The organism is Nitratireductor aquibiodomus NL21 = JCM 21793 (assembly GCF_000615975.1).
GTDB classification, from domain to species: domain Bacteria; phylum Pseudomonadota; class Alphaproteobacteria; order Rhizobiales; family Rhizobiaceae; genus Nitratireductor; species Nitratireductor aquibiodomus.
The window spans coordinates 106,239-128,012 of sequence record NZ_BAMP01000001.1; the positions used below are offsets into that span (position 1 = coordinate 106,239).

Sequence of the window (21,774 nt, forward strand, 5' to 3'; positions counted from 1 at the left end):
ACAATTCCGGGTTCCTCTTTCACGACCATTCTGGTGCGTCGCCGTTGGCCGCCTTCTGCCGACATTGCTGAAAGGGTGAGAGAATGTTCGAAAGCGCTCATATTGATGAGGCTGTTGCGTGGCGGCGCGACCTGCACCGTCATCCCGAACTGGGGTTTCAGGAAGAGCGCACATCGAAGCTGATTGCCGGCCTGCTGGAGGGTTGGGGCTGGCAGGTTCAAACCGGGCTCGCGCAGACCGGCGTTGTGTCCCGGCTGGGCGAGGGAAACCGTTCGGTCGGTCTGCGGGCGGATATCGATGCACTGCCCATTGAGGAAGCAACGGGGCTTGCCCACGCTTCGACCCATCCAGGCATGATGCACGCATGCGGGCATGACGGGCACACCGCGATGCTGCTTCTGGCAGCGCGCCAGATGGCGACCGACGGGGTGACCGGCGGAAACGTGACGCTGATCTTCCAGCCGGCGGAAGAAAACGATGGCGGCGCACGGGTGATGATCGAGGACGGCCTTTTCCGTCAGTTCCCGTGCGATATGATTTTTGGCATTCACAACTGGCCGGGGCTCGCACCCGGCCGGCTTGTCGCCCGCGACGGCGAGATGATGGCAGCATTTGCCATCTTCGAGATCACGATCGAAGGGCGTGGCGGGCATGCTGCGATGCCGGAGCAGAGCGACGGTGTGGTGGCCGCCGCTGCGCGGATGGCCGCCGCTTTGCAGGAACTGCCGGCGCGGCGACTGTCGCCACTGGTGCCGGGTGTGGTTTCGGTGACACAGATCCACACCGGGTCTGCCTTCAACGTCTGCCCGGACCGCGCCGTGGTGCGCGGCACGGCGCGCTGGTTCCAGCCGCAGGCGGGGGATGAAATCGAGGCGCGGCTTTCTGAAGTGATCCAGGGCATCGCTGCGGCACATGGCTGCCGGGCGAGCATCGATTATCAGCGTCGTTATCCGGCAACGATCAACAGCGTGGATGAGGCGGCGCTGGCGAGGCGTGTCGGCGGGGCCATGGGGCTTGATACTGGCGAGGCAGGACCGAGCATGGCATCGGAGGATTTTGCCTTCATGCTGAACGAGAAGCCTGGAGCCTATATCTGGCTGGGCGCGGCGCGTGCGGGGGACAATCCCGGGCTCCATTCACCGCATTTCGATTTCAATGACGATGTGCTGCCAACCGGTGCCGAATTCTGGGTGCGGCTGGTGCGGCAGGTTCTGTCAGGCTGATGGACGCACTGGACAGCCGCTTTCTGCGGGCGTTTCTGGTCGTTGCCCGCGAGGGTTCGATCCGTCGCGCTGCCGAACGGCTGAACATGGCGCCTTCGGCGATCAGTCGCAAGCTCGTCGAAGCGGAGGCGCGGCTTGGCGTTGCCCTGGTGGAGCGCAGCGCCCAGGGCATTGCGTTGACGGATGCCGGGCACCTGGTTCGTGAGCATGCGCTGGTTCGGCAGGATGAGGAGACGTTCCTGCTCGATCAGCTTGGCAAGTTCAGGGACACGGGCGGTCAGGTGGTGCGTATCGCCGTGGGCGAAGGGTTTGCCGCCGATTTGATGCAGAATGGCCTCGGGCCGCTCGGCAGCAAGCACCCCCATCTGCGCTTTCGCATCGATATTGCAGGGACTGAGGAAATTCAGCGCCGGGTGATTGAAGGGGACGCGGACCTGGGTATCGCCTACAATCCCGTTCCCATGGAGGCAACGCGCTCCGTCGCTCTTGCCAGACAACCGCTCTGCGGTGTTGTTCCCGTCGGCTCCCCGCTCGCCGAACACCGGTCCGTACGGCTCGCGGAGATGCTTGATCATCCCTTTGCCATTCTCGATGTCCGCCACGGCATCAGGGCTCTGGTGGCGCGTGCGGCCGGTGATCTCGGCCTGGCGCTGCGTCCGCAGGTCGAAACTTCGTCCATCGCCGCTCTGATCCGTTATGTCGGTGCTGGCATGGGCGGCAGTTTCCTTCCGCGCTTCTCCGTTTCGATCCAGGCTGAGCGGGGCGAAGTCGCAATCATTGACCTCGACGAGGAAAGCCTGCGGCACGTCAGTGCGCATCTCATGGTGCGGGCGCGCCGGCGCCTGCCGCAGTCCGCTGCGGTGACGGTCGACTATCTGGCCGCAAACATGGTGGCATTTCAAAACTAGATCGTTCGGTGTTGCCGAAATGGCAACGCTACGTGCCTCAATCGCTATCTATACAACAACACGCTGTCACCGCAGTGTCATGAACGGTAAGTGAGACGGGAGGTATCATGACGCAGTCGGTCGGTGTGATCGGTCTTGGAGCGATGGGAATGGGTATGGCCCGCTCCCTTCTGGCCAAAGGGTTTTCGGTGGCAGCGTTTGATCTTGCCCCGCAGGCCATGGCAGGAGCCGCGGAAGCAGGCATCGTTCCCCATGAGGCGTCGGCCGGGGTGATCGAAGCAAGCGATGTGATTGTGCTCTCGCTTCCTCTGGCCAGCCACGTGAAGGCGACGATCGAGGCCGGACTGGCTGCCGGTGCTTTCAAGACCCCGAAAATCATTGTCGACACGTCCACCTCCGAGGCGTCGGTAAGCCGTGAGCTGGCGGCGAAACTCGCCGATACTGGTCATGGCTTCCTCGATGCGCCTGTCAGCGGTGGGCCCCAGGGGGCGGCCAGCGGTTCTCTGTCGGTGATGCTGGGCGGCGATGCGCGGTGGGTCGCGCAGGCGAAACCGGTTCTGGATGCGCTTGCCTCCAGGGTGCTCCATGTCGGGCCAAGCGGTTCCGGCAACATCGCCAAACTGGTCAACAACATGCTGGTGGCCTGCCACATGCTGACCACGGCCGAAGGCCTGCGCCTTGCCGAGGCATCGGGCCTGCCGGCGGAAGACGCGCTTTCCGTCATCAACAGTGCCACGGGTCGCAGCGCGCTTAGTGAAATTCATTTTCCCAACTGGGTCATGAGCGGCAGTTTCGACAGCGGGTTCTCCGCCGGGCTGATGCGCAAGGATGTGTGGCTGGCGCTTGAACTGGCACAGGAAAGCGGGTGTGCCATGCCGGTGTCGGAGCTGGTGGCGAGCCTCTGGTCCGAGGAGAATTCAGGCGTTTCCGACAATCAGGATTTCATGCTGCTCGGCCGTGTTGAGGCCGTGACGAAAGAGAAGACGAATGGCTGACGACATGATCCCCGCAACCGACACGCGCGCCGAAGTCGCACGGCTGCTGACCGAGCTTCTGGGCAGTGTCGACGTGCAGAACCATGTGGCAGGACGGCTGATGCGGGGCGATGGCGAAACCCTTGCGCTGACCGACCCTGCTACCGGCAAGATTTTCGCCGAGTTCCCGGATGCCGGTGCGGCGGTCGTGAATGCCGCGGCCGAAGCAGCCGTTGCCGCTCAGCGCGAATGGCGGGGCAATACGGCCTCCGAGCGCGGGCGCATCATGTTCGAGATTGCACGCCAGATTCGTTCCCATGCGGAGCCACTCTCGCGTCTCGAGGCGATCTCTGCCGGCCGCCCGATCCGTGATGCTGCTGGCGAGCCGGCGCGCATGGCCGAGATGTTCGAATATTATGCCGGCTGGTGCGACAAGATCACCGGCGATGTCATCCCGGTGCCGTCGAGCCATCTGAACTACACCCGCCATGAGCCCATTGGCGTCGTGACGCAGATCACACCCTGGAATGCGCCACTCTTTACCTGCTGCTGGCAGGTTGCACCGGCGATCTGTGCGGGCAATGCCGTGATGCTGAAGCCGTCTGAGCTGACACCGCTGAGCTCGCTCGTCATTGCCGCCCTGTGCGTCAGGGCAGGTGTGCCGAAGGGGCTCGTCAATGTGATTGCCGGGCAGGGACCGACTGCCGGCCAGAAAATGATCGGACACCCTGCCACGGGACTGGTCGTCTTCGTCGGCTCGGCCACGGGTGGCGCGGCGATTGCCGCGGCTGCGGCCCGGCGTCTCATCCCGTCGATCCTGGAACTGGGCGGCAAGTCCGCCAATATCGTGTTCGCCGATGCGGATGTCGACCGTGCGGTGATCGGCGCGCAGGCGGCGATCTTCGCCGCGTGCGGTCAGAGCTGTGTGGCGGGATCGCGCCTCCTCGTGCATCGCAGCGTGCATGCCGAGATGGTCGAGAAACTGGCACAGGCCAGCGCGCGCATTCCCGTCGGTATGCCGCTCGATCCGGCCACGCAGGTTGGCCCGGTCAACAATGCGCGCCAGTGGGACAAGGTGGACACGATGGTGCGCACCGCCGTTTCAGAAGGTGCGCATCTGGCGACCGGCGGGGGCAAGCCAGATGCCCTAGGGGAAACCGGCGGTTTCTTCTACGCCCCGACAATTCTCGATCGCGTGTCGCGCGAGATGGAGATCGCCTGCGAGGAAGTGTTCGGTCCTGTTCTGTCGGTTCTCTCCTTCGAAGACGAAGAAGAGGCGGTCGCGCTTGCCAACGACACACCCTACGGGCTCGCAGGCGCGGTCTGGACGCGGGATGTAGGGCGTGCGCACCGGGTTGCGGCGAAAGTTCGCGCTGGCACATTCTGGATCAACAGCTACAAGACCATCAACGTTATGTCGCCCTTCGGCGGCTTTGGCCAGTCGGGCTACGGGCGCTCTTCCGGCCGGGAAGCGCTCGCCGCCTACACGACAACAAAATCGGTCTGGGTCGAAACCGCAGCCGATCCAACGATCGGCTTCGGTTACGCACCGGGCTGAACCGCATGGGCGGTCCCTCAAGGGCCGCCCTTTGTTCCATCCCGGCCCGCGTTAAGAATGGGACGGGCTTACGAGAGGGGATCTCTATGGAGAAGACGAAAGACATACTGCTGGACTGGCGCCTTCATCTGAGTGTGCTGGTCATCACCATCATCGCGGAGGCCATTGGCGTGGTCGCCGTGCCGATCGGCATCGGGTCGATCCTGCTTCTGCCGTTGCTCTACGCCTTTGTGATGGGACTGGTTCTCAATCCCAATGTCATACGCAAAGTCGAAGGCTGGATGGGGCAGCGCGAGGTTCGTGCAGCGTCACCGCTGATCGTGATCGCGATCATGCCGTTCATCGCCAAGTTCGGCACGATTATCGGTCCGTCGATGGAAAAGATCATCGCCGCGGGCCCGGCGCTGATCCTGCAGGAACTTGGCAATCTGGGCACCATTCTGCTTGCTTTCCCGGTTGCCGTTCTGCTTCTCGGCATGGGGCGTGAGGCGGTGGGCGCCACGTTCTCCGTCGCACGTGAGCCGAATATTGCCATCATTGCCGACAAGTACGGGCTGAAATCCGCCGAAGGCGCAGGGGTCATGGGCGTCTATGTCATCGGCACGCTGTTCGGGACCTTTATCTTTGCCATTCTCGCCTCGCTTCTAGCGACGTCGGGCTGGTTCAGCATCGAGGCGCTGGCCATGGCGTGTGGCATCGGATCGGGTTCGATGATGGCGGCCTGTTCGGGTGCATTGTCTCATGCTGTCCCGGCCATGGAAGAACAGATCCTCGCACTGGCCGGGGCCAGCAACGTGCTCACCTATGCGACCGGACTTTACCTGTGCATCTTCGTCGCCCTGCCGGTGACCGAAAAACTGTATGACCTTCTGGGCCGAAAAGAGCCCGTAGCCAGCAACGCCGGAGAGTGATCATGAGCACTGCTGAACTTCCCGTGGACTACGAAGCGGAAACGAAGCCCGATCTGGCGCAGCACGCGGTGCTTCTTGCCGCCGTTTCCCTTATCGCGCTGGTGGGCAACACCGTCGCCACCGACGCAACCGTCATGCAGGGGCTGGTCGGTCTGGCTGTCCTTTACGTGATCGCATTGGTCGGTCTCGTGCTGACCCATGTCGTGCCGGTCGGCCTGCCGTCGGTCGCCTGGATCTCGCTGGTTGGCATTCTTGTTACCCTGCCATGGACGCCGGGCAGTGCCTGGGTTCTGGACAAGGTGAGCCACGTCAACTTCCTGACGCTCGCAACGCCATGCCTTGCATATGCGGGTATCGCGATCACACGCCGCGAGATTTCGATCGCCAGATCTTCCGGCTGGAAGCTCTTCATCGTGGCCGTGTTCGTGATGACAGGCACTTATCTCGGGTCGGCAATCATAGCAGACCTGTTCCTTTGACCGCGTCTGCGGCTGCTGCCATGGGTGGCAGCCGCAGAACGTCAATTCAGTTGCGGGGCAGGGCCCCGAGCTGACTTTGGCCCCAGTTTCCACGCCAGACCGCCTCGGCGTTTCACGGTATCGATGAGGCGGTCTGGTTGGCGGTTCTCACGCTATTTCTGAAAGAAAAGCGGTTTCCGCGTTTCCTAACCATCCCGGGATTTACCAGCCACGGAAGCGTGCCATGGGGTCAGCCAGCCACGCAGCTGGGCGATGAGCGTGTAGAGCGTGAGGCCGATCAGTGTCAGCAGCACGATGACGGCGAAAAGCCCGGGCACCTGCAATTCCTGCAGCATGGCAACGGCGAGGTAGCCGAGCCCCTCATTGCCGCCGATGAACTCGCCGACAATGGCCCCGATCATTGACATCACCACCGCCACTTCCATGCCAGCCAGGACGACTGGCAGGGCGGTGGGAAGGTCGAGCATGGTGAAGCGCTGAACCGGATTTGCCTGCAGCATCGTGAAGACGTCCCGATCACCGGGCTCGACCGAGCGGAACGCAACCAGCGCGTTCGAGAAAACCGGAAAAAAGGCGAGAGCCGCAGCAATGACGATCTTCGATTCGAGACCGAAGCCGAACCACAGTATGAAGAGCGGTGCGAGGGCGATCTTGGGGATCAGTTGCAGGCACACGATGAAGGGCTTGAAAGCCCATTCGAGCATCTGCACGCGGGCCATTGCCATTCCAAGCGAAATCCCCAGAACAACGGCAATCACAAAGCCGGAAACGGCCTCGATCACCGTGACGAGGGCGTGGCCCCAAATGTCCGGATCGCTTACGAGGCCGATGAAGGCCGAAACGATCTGCATCGGTGTGGGCAGGATGAACGCGGAGACCTCTGCAGTGTGCACATAAACCGTCCAGGCAATCAGGAAAGCAAAAACGGTTGCGGTCGGTAGCGCTATGCGGATGAACCGGTCGGTGCCCATCAGTGGCCTCCTGTCAGGCTGGCGCGCAGACGCACAAGCATGTCCTGAAACTCGGGTTTGCGTTGAAGATCAAGCGTGCGAGGACGCTCGAAGGGCATTTCGATTACCTCGGTGATGCGGGCCGGCCGGGACGCGAGCACCACAACGCGATCCGAAAGGAACGCCGCTTCGGTGATGGAATGCGTGACGAGAATAGTGGTGACCTGCGCCTTGGCGCAAACGGACATCAGCTCCATGTTCAGTGTGTCGCGCGTCATTGCGTCAAGCGCGCCGAAAGGCTCGTCAAGCAGCAAGACCTGGGGTTCGGTGATCAGTGCCCTTGCAAGCGACGCACGCTGGCGCATGCCGCCGGAGAGCGCTGAGGGGCGGGCCTTCTCGAAACCTTTCAGGCCCACCGTCTCACACAGCGCGTGTGCGCGTTCTTCCCGTTCCACTCTTTTGACGCCTCGCAGGCGCAGGGGCAGGGCAACGTTCTCTGCCACACTGAACCAGGGGAAAAGGCGCGCCTCCTGAAACATCATCGAGACGGGGCGTGTGGCCTCCGACGATCTTTTGCCGCCTTCCCAGACGGACCGGTTGCGCACGATGACTTCCCCTTCGCTCGGCTGTTCCAGGCCGGCGATGATGCGCAGGAGCGTGGTCTTGCCGCAGCCCGACGGGCCGAGCAGGGATATGAAATCGCCCCGCTGCATGTCGAGTGTCGCGTCACCGATGGCACGGACGGCGTTTTCGCCCTGGCCGAAGGTTTTGCCGATACCCACGATGCGGATATCGGCAGTATTCTCGATGTTCATGCTTTCAGAGCCTGGTCCAGAAGGTTGTTGGTGTAGAGCTCGCTCGCCGGTACGGCCTTATCGATGAGCTTGGCGTCGGCGAGCAGACCCACGGCGCGTTCCCAGACTTCCGGAACGTTGCGCAGGATATTTTCCTTACCCCTGGAGGCCCAGTTCTGCGCATTGGTGTGCAGATCCTTCTGGGCGGTTTCCGTATTGTTGAGGCCGGTCACATCGTGTTTCTCACCGATTTTAGCAAGGATCGGCGTCAGGTCTTCCGCGTCGACAATCTCTGCAGCCGCACGGTGCGTTGCCCGCAGGAACGAGATGAATTTGTTCGGGTTTTCGGCGATCTCATCGGGTCGCGCGACGTAGACCTGGCCGGGCATGCCGTCGTCGATGGGCATGACTTCGACGTCGTCGCGCGCCGAGCTGGCAATGATCATTGATGAGGTATTGCCGAGAAATGCACCGGCGCGGCCCGCTTCGATCAGCGCGAACGAGGCGGCGGAATCGGCGACCTTCACCTTGTTCACCGTGCCCGGTGAGGCACCGGCTCCTGTCATCATCAGGTCGAGCGTGCCTTCCATCGAGCCACCGAGTGTCGCCATGCCGACTGTGCGTCCCTCCAGGTCAGCGATCGTCTTCACAGGGTTTTCCTTGGAAGACAGCACGAAGAAGGGCGACCGCTGGGCGATCGTTGCGATCGAGATAAGCGGGGCGTCATTGTTCACGCGTGAAACGATATAGTTTGTGCCGCCGGTGCGTCCGGCGTCCATCTGCCTGGCAATTGTCATCTGTGCCGCGAGAGCCGCACCCTTGCCAGCCTGCAGGTTCATGGCCAGGCCTTCTTCGGCGTAGTAGCCGGCCGCATCGGCATAGATGACCGGCGCAAAGGCCAGTGAAAGCGTGAACGGTGTGATGAAGTTGAAGCTGTCCTGTGCATGGCCTCTGCCCGGGAATGACAGCATGGCTGCACTCCCCATCGCACCCAGCATCAGGTTGCGTCTTGTCAGTTGCATGAGTTGCGCCCCTCTGTTCATATTTGAACGTAATGTTCAATTTAATCTAAGCGCAAATCGAAGGCCGTGGCAAGAGTGGGCTTGATCGGTTCGGCGCAACCGGGTGGCCCACCGCATTCAGGTACCCGTGCCCTCCTTGCGGGGGGAGGTGGGCATGCCGCCCAGCAAACGTGTGATGGCGTCTGCGGTGCGCACCACCTCGTCTCGAATCCCGGTGTCAATGCTGTCGACACGGTCGGCGGAGGCTGACTGGGTGGCGTTGATCGCGGCTACGACATTCCCCTCAATGTCGCGCACCGGTGCGGCTATGCTGGCAATTCCTGTTTCGAAGCTGCCGATCTGGACAATTGCAGGCGTGCCGCGGTCCCTTTGCCACTGCGCGACGAGTTCGCCCAGACTGCGCGGGGTTTGGCCTGGCGCGTTCTGATAGGTCTCGTCGCGGTAAAGACGCACCAGGTCGCTTTCGCTGAGGTCGGCGAGAAGCACGCGACCCATCGTGGTGCCGGCTGCCGGAAGGCGGCTGCCGACATGAACGATGCTTGCAAGGCCCATATGGCTGGGAACACGCAGCATGTAGAGGACGAAGCGTCCATCGCGTACGCCAAGATGCGCTGACCAGTCCGTCCTGTCGCGGAGTTTTTCGAGTTCCGGCAGGGCCACTTCGACCAGCTCGCGGGTCGCAAGATAGCCGTAGCCAAGGCGCAGAACCGCAGGGCCGAGCGTGTAGCGCCCTGTCTGCGGGTTGTGCAGAAGGTATCCTTGCTGGGCGAGTGTGTAGACGGTGCGAAACGCTGCGGATCGCGTCGTTTGAAGTCGACGGGCTATGTCGGAGAGTGTCATTTCACGATCTTCGGGCGTGAAAGACTGCAGCGCCTGTAGCCCGCGGATCAAACCGGGGACGAGATACTTGTCGTCGGAGTGAGGTGGTGTGATGGGCGTTTTATCCATAAAACAGTGTCTAGCAGGTAAAATCCGCCTGCACTAGCCTTCTCGCACTTCACGCGAAAGGAAAGCCCATGACCATACATGCGACCGCCACTTCGGCCCTGGCGCAGGGACTTGCAGCCCATACAGGCCGCTTTACAGACAAGACCTTTGACTGGAATGCTTTCCCGTCAAATGCCGGGTTCGATGATCTGGCCCGGGCACAGATGCGTTACATCGGTGCCGGGGGTTCTCCAAAGGTTGGCGACACATCAACCATGAAGCCGGATCATTTCACCTTGAGCCTGATCTACAAGGAACCCGGGAAATACGCTGCCTGCCACAGCCATGAGATTGAGGAGAGTTTCCTCATCATCGACGGGGTGCTTGTGGTTGGCTGGGAGAAGGACGGCGAGGTTGTCGAGGTCAAGCTCGGTGCCAAGGACATGATCCTCAATGCCCGTGAGATCGGCCACGGCTTCCGCAATGATGGCGTCACGCCGGTACTGATGTCCATTTCGGTCGATGTCGGCAAGCCGCTGCCGCCGGTCTATCACTATCATCCGAAGGAGCATCCGGCGGAGCTAGCGCGGAGTTTTGGTGCCGAGCCCGGCAAGACATTGCCTTTCGATCGCAACGGCAGCCACCCGCTGCAGAAGCTGATGGCGCAGTATGTGGTGCGTCACAACGAACTGCCGACAATCTGGGAAAAGGCCGGCTTCACCCGCAAGGTCTATGTGGGTGAGGGCGGCATTGCGCACGACACCTGCCGCAAGGAGATGCTGGGCATTCCTTCGGGCGTCGGCATCAAGCCGATCGTCCGCGATGTGGAAGACGCCTATCTCGTTCTCGAAGGTGGGCTGATCGTCGGCTGGGAGGAGAATGGCGAGACCGTTGAGGTTGAGCTTGGGCCACGCGATCTGGTCAAGACGCCTGCCGGTCGCAAGCACTGGTTCCGCAACAACTCCGCCGCTCCGGCCACAGTGTGGTCGGTTGTCGGATCGGCTCAGGCTGACGGCATAGTCTACGAGGCTGCCTAGGCGCGGCCCATGCAGAAAGACCGCACCCAGCCCATGCAGGCTGGGTGCGCGCCATCACTGGTTTAGAAACAGTCAGAGCGATTTCCAGGCAAAAATTTGCCATGCGCGCCGGGGGCAAGACGTTGGAGTTCAACCACTTCGCTCCGGGCTTCGAGCCTGAGGAGAGCATCAAGGGTGGGATTGCAGCGGCGCAAACCATGAATGCCAACGCCGTTCCGGTGCCGCCGCGCCGGCACCGGATATGCTACTCCGAATTGAGATCAGGTGCTTTCAGAGAGAGCCGTCTCCCAGGCGTCGTATCCGTAGACCCAGTCCGCGTTCGAGCCTTTTTTCAGCCAGTTGTTCGCGAGTGATCCCTCCTGCACCCTGGCGGTTCTGGGGATGCGAGCAGCCTCATAATGTTTGAAGGCCTCCGAAACCGTGTCCGGCACAGTGCCGCTCAGGGCGCGTGCCAGAACGACCGCATCCTCGATCGCCATGCATGCACCCTGCGCCATGAATGGCACCATGGGGTGTGCAGCATCACCCAGAAGCGTAATGCGACCCTTCGACCAGCGCTGCATCGGTTCGCGTACATGCAATGCGGAACGGGTGACGCTTTCACAGGCATCCAGCAGGGCGCGTGCTTCAGGGTGAAAATCGGCATAGGCTTCGCGCAACTCGCCGATATCGCCCGGCAGTGTCCATCCTTCTTCCGCCCAGTCGTCCTGCGGGGTGGTGGCGAAGACGAAAATCTCGCTGCCGAGGTTGAGCGGGAAGGTAACGATCTGGCGTTCAGGTGTCGGTCCCCACCATTTCGTGAACGAGTCGAGATTGGGGATGTTGCCGCCCCGCTCGCGCGGGAAAACGGCGCGATAGGAGACCAGGCCGGTGAACCGGGGGTGATCTTCGCCGAACAGTGAATGCCGCACCGCCGAGTGAATGCCGTCGGCGCCGATCAAGCGTCTGCTTCAAACCGTGTACCATCGGAGAGAATGGCGACCGCGCCGCTGCCGCCTTCCTCGGCGGCGATGACCTGTGAGGCGAAGCGGATCGTGTTCTCCGTCAGGGCGTTTTCCAGCGCAGCGAGCAGATCCGCACGGTGAATGGTGAGCTGGGGCGCACCGTAGCGCTCTTCCGCTGCGGTGCTCATTGGTAGACGTGAGGTTTCCTCTCCCGTATCCCAGGTTCGGCTGATGCGATATTCGGGGCGTGCCGCAGTCGTTCGCAGCAATTCGCCGATACCCAGCCGTCGAGTGCGTGCACGGCATTCGGGGTAAGGTTGACGTCGGCGCCAATGCGACCAAAGGCGCGCGCGCGCTCGAAAATCGTGACGTCGTGTCCCTGTTTCTGCAGTGCGATCGCGGCGGCCATTCCGCCGACGCCGCCCCCGGCTATGCCGATCTTCATTCAGCTCACTCCCGAAGTGTTCAAATAAGAACTATAAGTTCAAAAAATAACGGTATTGCGCTGGGCTGGTTCTGTCAACGCAGTCCGGCCTGTCACGCAACCTGCCGGCGGTCCGACCGGGTGATGCAATCCAAAGATTTCGATCCTGCCCGAGGGGCGCCGGGAGGCCGCTTGACACGGGATCATCGATCCGTCATTCTTATTTTGAACAATATGTTCTTATTTGAACACAAAGGAGGGGAAGATGGACGCCTTCAAAGATCGCCTGTCGCAGCGCGCCTTCGATACGGGGCGTTCCGGGCTGGAGCATCAATGTCGCGGGCGTGAGCTGGACGAGCGAGAGAATGCGCTGGCCGATGCCTTGATGACGATCTACGCCACGGGCGAGCACGACTTCTCCATGGTTGCGCGACAGTTGGCGGAAAAGAACGTCGTTGCCCCTCGCTCCGGCAGAACCGACTGGACGGAAGCGCTTCTGGCTGAAGAGTTGCAGGCGACGAACAGGGAGCTTGATGCAGCTTACGAGGCCAGCGGTTATGGCGCTTGAGTTTCGTTCCGTCACCAAGGAGTTCACAACGGGGACAGGGCAAAATCTCGTCGCCGTCAACGACATCAGCTTCCGGGTGAACGAGGGTGAGTTTGTCTCGGTTGTCGGGCCCTCGGGCTGCGGCAAGAGCACCATTCTCAGCATGACCGCGGGCCTTTACCAGCCGACGCGCGGGGAGGTTTATGTCAGCGAAGAACCGGTGGCGGGCCCGAACGCGCATGTCGGTTTCATGCTTCAGAAGGATCTGCTTCTGCCCTGGCGTGACATCGTTTCAAACATTGAATTCGGACTTGAAGCGCGCGGCGTTGCCAAAGCGGAACGCCGGGATCGGGCCATGATCGAACTGAAGCGCTGTCATCTGGCGGGGTTCGAAAACCATTACCCCTACCAGTTGTCTGGCGGCATGCGTCAGCGCGCGGCGCTGGCTCGCACGCTTGCGATCAAACCGGAAATCGTCCTGCTGGACGAACCGTTTTCCGCACTCGATGCGCAGACCAAGCTTCTGCTCCAGAACAGTTTCGCGGGCACCATTTCGCAGACCGGCAAGACAACGCTGCTGATCACGCATGACCTGTCGGAGGCGGTGCTGATGTCCGACCGCATTCTCGTCCTTTCCGAACGACCGGGCACCATCGTGACGGAGATCAAGGTTGATTTGCCGCATCGCGAAGAACCGCTTCGCCGCAGGGTGATGCCCGAGGTCAGCGATTACGCAGCCCAGATATTCAAACACCTGAAACTCGAAGAAAAAGCCATCTGACTGGCACTAAGCAAAAGGGGAATTTTGATGAGACGCATGCTTCAGTCGGCTCTCGCCGCTGCTCTTCTCACGGCTTCAGCCGCCACGGTCTTTGCCGCTGAAAAGGTGACATATCTTTTCCCTGCACCTGATTTCCTGCCCGCCTTCGCGCCCTTTCAGCTCGCCAAAAGCAAGGGCTATTTCGAGGCTGCAGACCTCGACGTGACCTTCCAGGTTGGCAAGGGCGGTGCGGACGTGGCCACGCAGGTGGCTGTCGGGAATGCCGATCTCGGTGGAGGCATCGGGGACACGCCCATCATCGTGCGCGCCAACGGGCTTGATATTCGCGGCGTGGCCCTGCTCGGCGGCCGTGGTCTGACGCAGCTTGCCTGGCGCAAGGACAGTGGCATTACCGGGCCGGCCGATCTGAAAGGCAAGTCGATCGGTGTGCTCGCCTTCCAGGATACCACTTACTACAATCTTCTGGGGGTGCTCGCCTCCGCCGAGATGACCAAGGCCGATGCCGACATTCAGGCGGTTGGAGCAGGTGGCATCATCCAGCTCACCATCGCCGGAAATCTGCATGCCATGTCGGGCGTGCCCGAATGGATTGCAGCGATCGAGGCGGCTGGCGTTGAAATGGAGCAGATGCCGGTTGATGAGGTCTTTCCGGCCATGGCGCAGGCGATTATCGCCTCCGACAAGACGATCCAGGAACGCCCCGAAGTGGTGCGCGGCTTTGTCGGCGCAGTCCTGAAAGCGGTCGGCGACATTGCCGCAGATCCGGCGCAGGCCGCCAGGGACTACGTTGCCGCCGTGCCGCAGCACGCCGGCAAGGAAGCTGAGATCGAGGGCATTCTGCGGTCCTATGCAACGCTGGTCTATCCGGAAGGTGAGAACCAGCCGCTCGGTGCATTCGACCCGGAGCGCATCGCCAGTGTGCAGGCCTTCTATGTCGACAACGGCATTGTCCAGACCGCGGTTCCGGTCGAGGACCTCTACACAAATGAATTCGTCCAATGACACAGGTCAGTTCTATGGAGACCGGGGCAGGGGCCCCGGTCAAGGTGGCGAAACCCATCATGACTTCACGGCGCAGCACACTCCTTGCAAGCCTCGGCCTTCTGGTTCTGGTCCTGCTCGCATGGCAGTTCCTGCCGCCGGCGCTTGGCGTTCCGAAATTCATCATCCCGACGGTCACAGACTGCCTTGCCGAAATGAAGCGCATGCTGCTTCAGGAAGGGCTCGTCGGCCACACGCTCTCGACGGCACTTTATACGGTGCTCGGCTTTGCCATTGGCAGCCTGCTTGGCGCTGTGATCGGCTATCTGCTCGGTATGTCGGAGTTCTGGGAGAAGGTTCTGTCACCCTACATTCTGGCGTTGCAGATCGCACCGAAAGTGGCCTTCGCACCGCTCTTCATCATGTGGTTCGGCTACAACGCCATGCCAAAGCTTCTGGTGACGGTGCTGATCGTCTTCTTCCCCGTGCTGGTCAATGTGCTTCAGGCCATGCGGACGGTCGATCGCGATCTCGTCAATCTGGCGCGCGCCTACAACCTTTCCCGCTGGGGCATCTTTCTGAAGGTCGAAATGCCTTCCACCATGCCCAATCTGATGGCCGGGCTGCGGATCGCATCGACACTGGCCGTGATCGGCGTGACGGTTGGTGAGCTGGTTGGCGGAAACACCGGCCTCGGCTTCCTGATTTCCTACGGAGGCGGGCAAGCCAATGCGGCCATGGTCTTCAACGCCATCGTTCTGCTCACCGTGATCGGTTTTCTGCTCTACGCGGTGCTCGTGCGGATTGAGGAACGGGTGCTGCATTACCTGCCCAAGGCCCAGCACTAGCAGGGCCTTACACAATCACTGTCGACGGAAGCGGGAGGCTTTCGGATATCCATGACGGAGACGGACATGACAGCCATGGACAAGAAATCGCTCATAGAGGATCGGGTGAACAGCGGCCTGCGCGGCCAATGGTACCCGGTTGCCAAATCGGTCGAGGTTAAAGCGTCGAAGCCCTATGGAACGAGGCTTCTGGGAGAGAAGATCGTTCTTTGGCGCGATGCGGAGAACAGGCTCCGCTGTGTCGAGGATTTCTGCCCCCATCGCGGCGCCCCGCTTTCCTATGGCGAAATCCATGAGGGCAATATCGGCTGCCGTTATCATGGCGTTGTCGTCAATGGAGAGGGCGTGGTGGTGCGGGTTCCGGCCATGCCCGAATGCGCGCTGGAGGGGCGCAAGGCGCTCAAATCCTTTGAGGTGCGGGAGGCAGGCGATGCTGTGTTCGTCTATGTGCCTTCGGCCGAACAGCCCGAAGCACCGGACCTGGCGCTGCCCAGGGAACTGACAGACGATGCGTGGACGGGTTTCCTTTGCACAGGTGTCTGGGAAACGAACTATCGCTACGCGCTCGACAACCTCGCCGACCCCATGCATGGCTGCTATCTGCATGCCGAGAGCTTTACGCTTGCCTTCGGTTCCAAACAGGACCTGATGAAACTGGACAAGACCGATGCGGGCTTTCGCGTCAGCCGGATTGGCCAGGTCGGCGAGAACTTCGACTGGACCGAGTTCGAGGTGCATCCAGGCTCGATGTTCTGCTTTCTCGAAATTCCGTATCCGCCGGCGGCGGGGCCGGGCGGTGTTTTCCGCATCATCGGTTTCGTGACCCCGGTGGATGCGGCCACCTGCAAGGTTTTCTTCTGGCGTATGCGCAGGGTTTCTGGCCTCGCGCGTGACAGCTGGCGCTTCCTCTATCGCGCCCGGCTGGAAAAGACGCATTGGGACGTGCTCGAGCAGGATCGGGTCATGCTGGAGGGAATGCCCGACGACGCGCGCAAACGTGAAATGCTCTACCAGCATGATCTCGGCGTCTCCCGCGTTCGGCAAATTCTGACGCGCGCTGCTAAGAGCCAGGTCGAAGCCGAGATGGCTGCCGAGTGATGGTTGAGGGACGAACCATACTGGTTACGGGTGCCGCACACGGACTTGGCGCCGAGATTGCCCGCCACCTCGCGAAGAACGGTGCGCGTCTCGTTCTGGCTGACATCGCCGAGGAGGAGGGCCGCGCGATCGCTGATGAGTGTGGCGCGCGCTTCATTTCCGTTGATCTGGCCGATCCGGCGTCGATCCGGGCCGTTGGGCGAAACCTCGCCGAGCAGCATGGTGTCCTGCATGGCCTCGTCAACAATGGCGCGATCGCTACAGGCATAGGCGGCATCCCGTTCGAGGAAATCGACATCGACAGCTGGGATCGGGTGATGCAGGTCAATGTGAGGGGTACGTGGCTGATGACGCGTGCAGTGACCCCGTTGCTGAAGGCCTCGGGCTCGGGCCGCATTGTCAATGTCGCTTCCGATACGGCGCTCTGGGGTGCGCCACGCCTGATGTCCTACGTGGCCAGCAAGGGCGCTCTCATGGCGATGACACGCTCGCTGGCGCGCGAGCTTGGGCCGAACCGTGTCGGAGTGACAGCGATAGCACCCGGCATCCTGACCACGGAATCGACCGGCTATGTGCCGGAAGCTCGCCACCGGCTCTACGCGGAAGGACGCGCCGTGCCGGGGGCACAGGGGCCGGGTGAAATTACCGAAATCGTCGCCTTCCTGCTTGGCGAGGGTGCGCTGACGCTGACGGGGCAGACGCTGCCGGTAAACAACGGCTTTGTTTTCAATTGAGGCGGTGATGACGTTTGAAGTCAATGAATCGGGTGGGATCGAGTATCTGGAGCGGCCAGGCGAGGGTGGTCCCGTTCTTGTACTGCTGCACGGGGTGGGCTCGAATGCGGCGTCCTTCATGCCGCTTCTGCACATCTGTCGAAGGGGTGGCGGGTAATCGCCTGGAATGCGCCGGGTTATTGCGGTTCGGCTCCGCTCGACACCGACTGGCCGTTGGCGGGCGATTATGCGGCGGCGCTCGAAGCGTTCCTCGATCGGCTGGATCTCCAGCGGGTCCTGCTTGCGGGACATTCGCTCGGCTGCCTGATGGCGGCGTCCTTTGCCTCGACGCACAGAAACCGGGTTGAACGCCTTCTGCTCAGCTCTCCGGCGCTTGGCCATGGCGTGCCACGGGGAGCCGCACTGAGTGCCGCTGCTCAGGCGCGCATCGATGATCTACAGACTCTGGGTCCGGAGAAGTTCGCCGATCTTCGGGCGCCGAGGCTTGTCTATGCGCCTGACGACAACAGAGACATCGTCGCGCGCGTGCGTGACGGGATGGCAAAGGTCAGAGTACCGGGCTACCCGCAGGCCGCTCGCATGCTGGCTTCCGGTCGGCTGCTTGACGATGCCGAACGGCTTCAGGTGCCCACTGATGTCATCGTTGGCGCAGAGGATGTCGTCACCCCGCCGGACTCGGCCCGCCGGGCCCATGCGGCCCTTCGTGATCCCTGGCGCGGATCGCTCACACTCGTGCCGGGCGCAGGACACGCTCTTTATCAGCAGACCCCCGCCGCTTTTTCGGCGGCGCTGGATGCGCTCGCGGAAATCGTCGGCTGAGGCCGGGAGGAGAAACGACCATGGCAGAGACAATTCGCGTCGGCAGCCTTCGCGGCATCATGATGCGCGGACCCGGCATCACGAGCACGCTGCCCTTTTATGAGGATATGTGGGGCCTGAGCCTTGCCCATAAGGAGGATGGCATCGCGCTTCTGCGCGGCACCGGCGAGGAGCCATTTCTCTACGGGCTTAAGGATGGGCCGGTCTTTGGCATCGAATATGTGCACTTTGCCATGCCTGACCGGGCATTGATGGATGCACTCTATCGGCAGGTCATCGCGCGCGGCGGCATCGCGCTCGCAGAACCGGGCTCCTTTGACGACTACGCCGGCGGATACGGTTTCGAGATGCTCGACCCCGACAATCGCCGTCTGTGTTTCCGCACCGAAGCGCTCACGCATGATGAGGAACCCGAATGGGCCAAGCCGCGCAAGGTGAGCCATGTGGTGCTGAACACCCCGGACATGGACGGCGTGCAGGAATTCTACACCCATGTGCTGGGCTTCCGTGTTTCGGACTATTCCGCAGACCAGATGGTGTTCCTGCGTTGCAACTCGGACCACCATTCAATCGCACTGGTCCGTGGGAACTATGCCAGTGTCAACCACGTCGCTTTTGAAATGCCCTCCATCGACGAGTTCATGCGCGGTATCGGCCGCATGAAGCAGAAAGGGCATGTGCCGACTTGGGGGCCAGGGCGGCATGGGCCCGGCAACAATCCCTTCGCCTATTTCGTTTCCCCATCAGGTTTCGTCATCGAGTTCACCTCCGAACTTCAGCAGATCGATGAAACGACCCATGAAGCCCAGGTCTGGCCGCGCGACAAGCCTGAAGCCATGGATCGATGGATGACGGCCGGCCCGCCGACGCCGGCGCAACGCGCGGTGATGCAGGGCCGCCCGGACCCCGGTTTCCCTGAACTCGCACCCGCCAGGAGCAAGATCTGATGCACTACGGATACGATGGAAAAGTCGCGGTGGTCACGGGCGGTTCGTCCGGCATCGGGCTGGCAACGGTCGAGACCCTGCTACAGTCCGGTGCGAGCGTGGCGCTGTGCGCGCGCACCGAAAGCCGGCTTAACGATGTGGCGGCCGTCCTCATTCGCGACCACGGGGAGGAGCGTGTCTTTGCGCGCGCACTGTCCGTTCTGGAACCGGGTGCGGTAAAAGACTTCGCCGGTTCGGTGGAAGCGCGCTTTGGCCGCTGCGACCTGCTTGTCAACAATGCCGGGCAGGGCCGCCTCTCCACCTTTGAAGACACGAGCGACGAGGACTGGCGCGCCGAGTATGAGTTGAAGCTGTTCAGCCAGATCCATCCCACGCGCGCCTTCCTGCCGATGCTGCGCCGGGCAAAGGGCGCCATCGTCGCGGTCAACTCATTGCTGGCCTACCAGCCGGAACCACACATGGTCTGCACCTCCTCGGCGCGGGCCGGCGTGCAGAATCTCCTCAAGTCGCTGAGCGTGGAACTGGCACCCGATGTGCGGGTCAATTCGGTTCTGCTTGGTCTTGTCGGTTCGGGGCAGTGGTCGCGCCGCTTTGCGGAGCGTGAGGACCAGTCCCAGAGCCGGGCTGAATGGTACGGCGCACTGGCGGCAAAAAAGGGCATTCCGCTCGGCCGCCTGGGCAATCCCGCGGAAGCCGCCGCGGCCATCGCTTTTCTCGGCTCGCCGGCGGCGAGCTACATCACAGGTGCTCAGCTCGAAGTGTCGGGCGGCCTGTCTCGTTACATTTGAGGGATACGGGATGAAACTCGAAACAATCACAGCCTCGGAGACGGTTGGCGAGCTCATCGCCCGCTATCTCGCAGAGATCGGCGTTACGACCGTGTTCGGGGTCATCTCCATTCACAACATGCCGATCCTGGATGCAATTGCACGTCAGGGCCGTATCCGGTTTGTGCCTGCGCGTGGTGAGGCCGGTGCCATGAACATGGCGGATGCCTTTGCACGCGTTTCCGGAGAACTGGGGGTCTGCATGACCTCGACGGGAACGGCCGCCGGCAACGCGGCAGGTGCACAGGCTGAGGCACTTACGGCGGGTTCTCCGGTTTTGCACATCACGACTCAGGTCGATCTGGAGTTTGCAGATCGCGATCGGGCGGCCATCCATGACGTGCCACGGCAGCCGGAGATGCTGCGCGGCATCTCCAAGGCGGTGTTCCGTATGTGGGACGCCAATGGTGCGGTGGGAACCCTCACTGCGGCCGTATCGGCGGCACTCTCCGCGCCGACAGGCCCGGTCAGTCTGGAGATTCCCGTCGATGTTCAGCGCAGGGCCGCTCATCCGGCGACGCGCATTCACCTTCCGCAGCCAACCACACCGATTGCCCCGAAAGTGTGATCGATGAGATCGCCGAGCTGGTGAAGACGGCCAAACGTCCGCTTTTGTGGCTGGGTGGCGGCGCACGCGGGGCGGTCAGGGAGGCCACCGAGCTGATGCGTCGCGGTTTCGGCGTGGTTACCTCCACCAATGGTCGCGCGATCGTGTCGGAGGATGAGCCGCAAGCCTCGGGGCGTTCAACATGACGCCGGAGGCCGTCGAGCTTTATGAAAGCTGCGATCTGATGATCGTCGTCGGCTCGCGTCTGCGCGGCAATGAGACCCGCAACAACAAGATGCCCTTGCCGCGCCCTCTCGTTCAGGTCGATGCCGACGCCGCGCAGGGCGGCCGCAACTATCCGGTCGAAGTTTTTGCCCATGGTGATGCCGCCGACACGCTGGCCCGCCTGCTCGTACGCCTGCCGGATACCCTCGACACGGACACCAACCTCTCCTTCGATATCGCCCGCACCCGCGCCGCTGCCGAAGGCCGCATGCGGGATGTTCTGGGACCGTATCGCATTCTTGCCGATACACTGGCTGAGCGGGTGTTTTCTGACGCGCATCCATGGGTGCGCGACGTGACCATCTCCAATTCCACGTTCGGCAATCGCTATGTGCGCATTGCCAGCCCCAATCTTGGCGTCCACGCGCTGGGTGGCGGTATCGGGCAGGGGGTTGCGATGGGCGTCGGCGCGGCCCTTGCGTCGAAAGAGGCAAAGGCGATCACCCTTCTCGGCGATGGCGGAACCATGCTTGGTCTCGCGGAGATGATCACCGCCGTCGAGGAGCAGGCCCCCCTCGTATATCTGCTGATGAACGACAAAGCCTACGGTGTCATCCAGAACATTCAGGACGCGCAGTACGACAGTCGGCGTCACTATTCGGCGCTTGCGACACCGGATTTCGCGGAGTTCTGCAAAGCCATAGGCATGCCCCATCAGCTCGTCAGTGACATATCGGATTTCTCCGCAGCGCTGGACGAGGCGGTTGCAGCCAGTGGGCCGCGTTTGATCGAAATCGACATGTGCGCCATCGGTCCGTTCAAGGAAGCGTTTGCGGGCCCGCCCGCCGGTGCTGCCGGCAAGGAGGCTTAGGGCGATGCGGCTTGGAATGATTGGCTTTGGGAACATTGCCCAGACATTGCTGAAGCAGCTGGCAGAGACGCTTGAGGCTCCGTTGGAGCTTTTGGCTGTTGTAACACTGCCTGAACTTGCCGACGACGCCGAAGCACACCTTGCGGCGGAGTTTGCTGTTTTGGCGGATGAGCTTGTCGTTGTTACCGATGCTGACGCGCTTCTCCAGAGAAAGCCGAGCCTTGTGGTCGAGTGCGCCGGTCACGCGGCCGTTGTGTCACATGTCCCGCCGGTGCTCCGCTCCGGCACGGATGTGGTCATCGTTTCCATTGGCGCATTGTCCGATGCGGCGCTGGAGGCCGAGCTGCGGTCGGCTGCCGCGGCTGGCGGCGCGCGCCTTGTCCTGCCGGCGGGTGCGG

The 21,774-nt window shown here is 62.0% G+C and carries 27 protein-coding genes and 1 pseudogene; 21 read left to right on the forward strand and 7 right to left on the reverse strand.

Annotation, left to right across the window (positions count from 1 at the left end; all coding sequences use genetic code 11):
* Positions 1–83: 83 nt before the first annotated feature.
* From JCM21793_RS00550 to JCM21793_RS00575, 6 genes are all read left to right on the forward strand, one after another.
* Positions 84–1,223 carry a M20 aminoacylase family protein gene (locus JCM21793_RS00550; protein WP_025029124.1) on the forward strand — a complete coding sequence of 380 codons (1,140 nt, stop codon included), beginning with the start codon at positions 84–86 and terminating at the stop codon, positions 1,221–1,223.
* Entirely contained in the window at positions 1,223–2,131 is a 909-nt protein-coding gene (locus JCM21793_RS00555; RefSeq protein ID WP_025029125.1) for a LysR family transcriptional regulator, read from the forward strand. The genes JCM21793_RS00550 and JCM21793_RS00555 overlap by 1 nt, the downstream gene beginning before the upstream one ends.
* Positions 2,132–2,238: 107 nt before the next feature.
* Positions 2,239–3,126, forward strand: a complete 888-nt coding sequence (locus JCM21793_RS00560; protein ID WP_025029126.1) for an NAD(P)-dependent oxidoreductase — start codon at positions 2,239–2,241, stop codon at positions 3,124–3,126.
* Positions 3,119–4,663 (forward strand): aldehyde dehydrogenase family protein, encoded by a 1,545-nt coding sequence (locus JCM21793_RS00565; RefSeq protein WP_025029127.1) that lies wholly within the window; start codon positions 3,119–3,121, stop codon positions 4,661–4,663. Before JCM21793_RS00560 ends, JCM21793_RS00565 begins: the two co-directional genes overlap by 8 nt.
* Positions 4,664–4,749: 86 nt before the next feature.
* Positions 4,750–5,574: a DUF3100 domain-containing protein gene (locus JCM21793_RS00570; RefSeq protein ID WP_007010788.1), complete on the forward strand. Its 825-nt coding sequence runs from the start codon at positions 4,750–4,752 to the stop codon at positions 5,572–5,574.
* A 2-nt stretch (positions 5,575–5,576) separates the two neighbouring features.
* Entirely contained in the window at positions 5,577–6,053 is a 477-nt protein-coding gene (locus JCM21793_RS00575; RefSeq protein ID WP_007010787.1) for a hypothetical protein, read from the forward strand.
* 185 nt (positions 6,054–6,238) lie between these two features.
* Here the strand turns inward: JCM21793_RS00575 and JCM21793_RS00580 are convergent, their stop codons facing one another.
* From JCM21793_RS00580 to JCM21793_RS00595, 4 genes are all read right to left on the reverse strand, one after another.
* Positions 6,239–7,024: an ABC transporter permease gene (locus tag JCM21793_RS00580; protein WP_025029128.1), complete on the reverse strand. Its 786-nt coding sequence runs from the start codon at positions 7,022–7,024 to the stop codon at positions 6,239–6,241.
* Positions 7,024–7,818, reverse strand: coding sequence for an ABC transporter ATP-binding protein (locus tag JCM21793_RS00585; RefSeq protein ID WP_025029129.1), 795 nt, complete (start codon positions 7,816–7,818; stop codon positions 7,024–7,026). Before JCM21793_RS00585 ends, JCM21793_RS00580 begins: the two co-directional genes overlap by 1 nt.
* Positions 7,815–8,819, reverse strand: coding sequence for an ABC transporter substrate-binding protein (locus tag JCM21793_RS00590; protein ID WP_025029130.1), 1,005 nt, complete (start codon positions 8,817–8,819; stop codon positions 7,815–7,817). The genes JCM21793_RS00585 and JCM21793_RS00590 overlap by 4 nt, the downstream gene beginning before the upstream one ends.
* Before the next feature lie 117 nt (positions 8,820–8,936).
* Positions 8,937–9,767 carry an IclR family transcriptional regulator gene (locus tag JCM21793_RS00595; protein ID WP_025029131.1) on the reverse strand — a complete coding sequence of 277 codons (831 nt, stop codon included), beginning with the start codon at positions 9,765–9,767 and terminating at the stop codon, positions 8,937–8,939.
* A 68-nt stretch (positions 9,768–9,835) separates the two neighbouring features.
* Here JCM21793_RS00595 and JCM21793_RS00600 point away from each other — a divergent pair, with 68 nt between their 5' ends.
* On the forward strand, positions 9,836–10,783 hold the full coding sequence (locus JCM21793_RS00600; RefSeq protein ID WP_025029132.1) for a cupin domain-containing protein: 948 nt from the start codon (positions 9,836–9,838) through the stop codon (positions 10,781–10,783).
* Between the two features lie 260 nt (positions 10,784–11,043).
* Here the strand turns inward: JCM21793_RS00600 and JCM21793_RS29880 are convergent, their stop codons facing one another.
* The 3 genes from JCM21793_RS29880 to JCM21793_RS29890 are packed head-to-tail and all read right to left on the reverse strand — an operon-like array spanning position 11,044 to position 12,172.
* The gene (locus JCM21793_RS29880; protein ID WP_244439596.1) at positions 11,044–11,724 is read right to left on the reverse strand and encodes an FAD-dependent monooxygenase; all 681 of its coding nucleotides are present in this window, start codon (positions 11,722–11,724) and stop codon (positions 11,044–11,046) included.
* Positions 11,721–11,915 carry a hypothetical protein gene (locus tag JCM21793_RS29885; protein ID WP_244439597.1) on the reverse strand — a complete coding sequence of 65 codons (195 nt, stop codon included), beginning with the start codon at positions 11,913–11,915 and terminating at the stop codon, positions 11,721–11,723. The genes JCM21793_RS29880 and JCM21793_RS29885 overlap by 4 nt, the downstream gene beginning before the upstream one ends.
* Positions 11,912–12,172, reverse strand: a complete 261-nt coding sequence (locus JCM21793_RS29890; RefSeq protein WP_244439598.1) for an NAD(P)-binding protein — start codon at positions 12,170–12,172, stop codon at positions 11,912–11,914. The genes JCM21793_RS29885 and JCM21793_RS29890 overlap by 4 nt, the downstream gene beginning before the upstream one ends.
* 244 nt (positions 12,173–12,416) lie before the next feature.
* Between JCM21793_RS29890 and JCM21793_RS00610 the strand changes: the two genes are divergently transcribed.
* The 14 genes and pseudogenes from JCM21793_RS00610 to JCM21793_RS00660 all read left to right on the forward strand — a co-directional run.
* Complete coding sequence (locus tag JCM21793_RS00610) at positions 12,417–12,719, forward strand: recombinase-like helix-turn-helix domain-containing protein (RefSeq protein WP_025029133.1); 303 nt, start codon at positions 12,417–12,419, stop codon at positions 12,717–12,719.
* On the forward strand, positions 12,709–13,479 hold the full coding sequence (locus JCM21793_RS00615; protein WP_025029134.1) for an ABC transporter ATP-binding protein: 771 nt from the start codon (positions 12,709–12,711) through the stop codon (positions 13,477–13,479). The genes JCM21793_RS00610 and JCM21793_RS00615 overlap by 11 nt, the downstream gene beginning before the upstream one ends.
* A 27-nt stretch (positions 13,480–13,506) precedes the next feature.
* Entirely contained in the window at positions 13,507–14,481 is a 975-nt protein-coding gene (locus tag JCM21793_RS00620; protein ID WP_036539213.1) for an ABC transporter substrate-binding protein, read from the forward strand.
* 59 nt (positions 14,482–14,540) lie between these two features.
* Complete coding sequence (locus JCM21793_RS00625; protein ID WP_025029136.1) at positions 14,541–15,308, forward strand: ABC transporter permease; 768 nt, start codon at positions 14,541–14,543, stop codon at positions 15,306–15,308.
* Between the two features lie 66 nt (positions 15,309–15,374).
* A complete protein-coding gene (locus JCM21793_RS00630; protein ID WP_051556083.1) occupies positions 15,375–16,406 on the forward strand; it encodes a Rieske 2Fe-2S domain-containing protein in 1,032 nt (343 codons plus the stop codon).
* Positions 16,406–17,140: an SDR family oxidoreductase gene (locus JCM21793_RS00635; RefSeq protein ID WP_025029138.1), complete on the forward strand. Its 735-nt coding sequence runs from the start codon at positions 16,406–16,408 to the stop codon at positions 17,138–17,140. Before JCM21793_RS00630 ends, JCM21793_RS00635 begins: the two co-directional genes overlap by 1 nt.
* Before the next feature lie 7 nt (positions 17,141–17,147).
* Positions 17,148–17,297 (forward strand): hypothetical protein, encoded by a 150-nt coding sequence (locus JCM21793_RS29895; protein ID WP_244439599.1) that lies wholly within the window; start codon positions 17,148–17,150, stop codon positions 17,295–17,297.
* A complete protein-coding gene (locus JCM21793_RS23370; protein WP_244439603.1) occupies positions 17,297–17,959 on the forward strand; it encodes an alpha/beta fold hydrolase in 663 nt (220 codons plus the stop codon). The genes JCM21793_RS29895 and JCM21793_RS23370 overlap by 1 nt, the downstream gene beginning before the upstream one ends.
* 20 nt (positions 17,960–17,979) lie before the next feature.
* The gene (locus tag JCM21793_RS00645) at positions 17,980–18,906 is read left to right on the forward strand and encodes a VOC family protein (protein ID WP_025029139.1); all 927 of its coding nucleotides are present in this window, start codon (positions 17,980–17,982) and stop codon (positions 18,904–18,906) included.
* A complete protein-coding gene (locus JCM21793_RS00650) occupies positions 18,906–19,694 on the forward strand; it encodes an SDR family oxidoreductase (RefSeq protein WP_025029140.1) in 789 nt (262 codons plus the stop codon). The genes JCM21793_RS00645 and JCM21793_RS00650 overlap by 1 nt, the downstream gene beginning before the upstream one ends.
* 10 nt (positions 19,695–19,704) lie before the next feature.
* Positions 19,705–20,301 (forward strand): thiamine pyrophosphate-binding protein, encoded by a 597-nt coding sequence (locus tag JCM21793_RS29900; RefSeq protein ID WP_244439600.1) that lies wholly within the window; start codon positions 19,705–19,707, stop codon positions 20,299–20,301.
* Entirely contained in the window at positions 20,298–20,486 is a 189-nt protein-coding gene (locus tag JCM21793_RS31675; RefSeq protein WP_280113461.1) for a hypothetical protein, read from the forward strand. The genes JCM21793_RS29900 and JCM21793_RS31675 overlap by 4 nt, the downstream gene beginning before the upstream one ends.
* Positions 20,483–21,376: a thiamine pyrophosphate-dependent enzyme gene (locus tag JCM21793_RS29910; protein ID WP_280113462.1), complete on the forward strand. Its 894-nt coding sequence runs from the start codon at positions 20,483–20,485 to the stop codon at positions 21,374–21,376. The genes JCM21793_RS31675 and JCM21793_RS29910 overlap by 4 nt, the downstream gene beginning before the upstream one ends.
* Before the next feature lie 4 nt (positions 21,377–21,380).
* Positions 21,381–21,774, forward strand: a pseudogene (locus JCM21793_RS00660) (aspartate dehydrogenase); the annotation flags it as partial.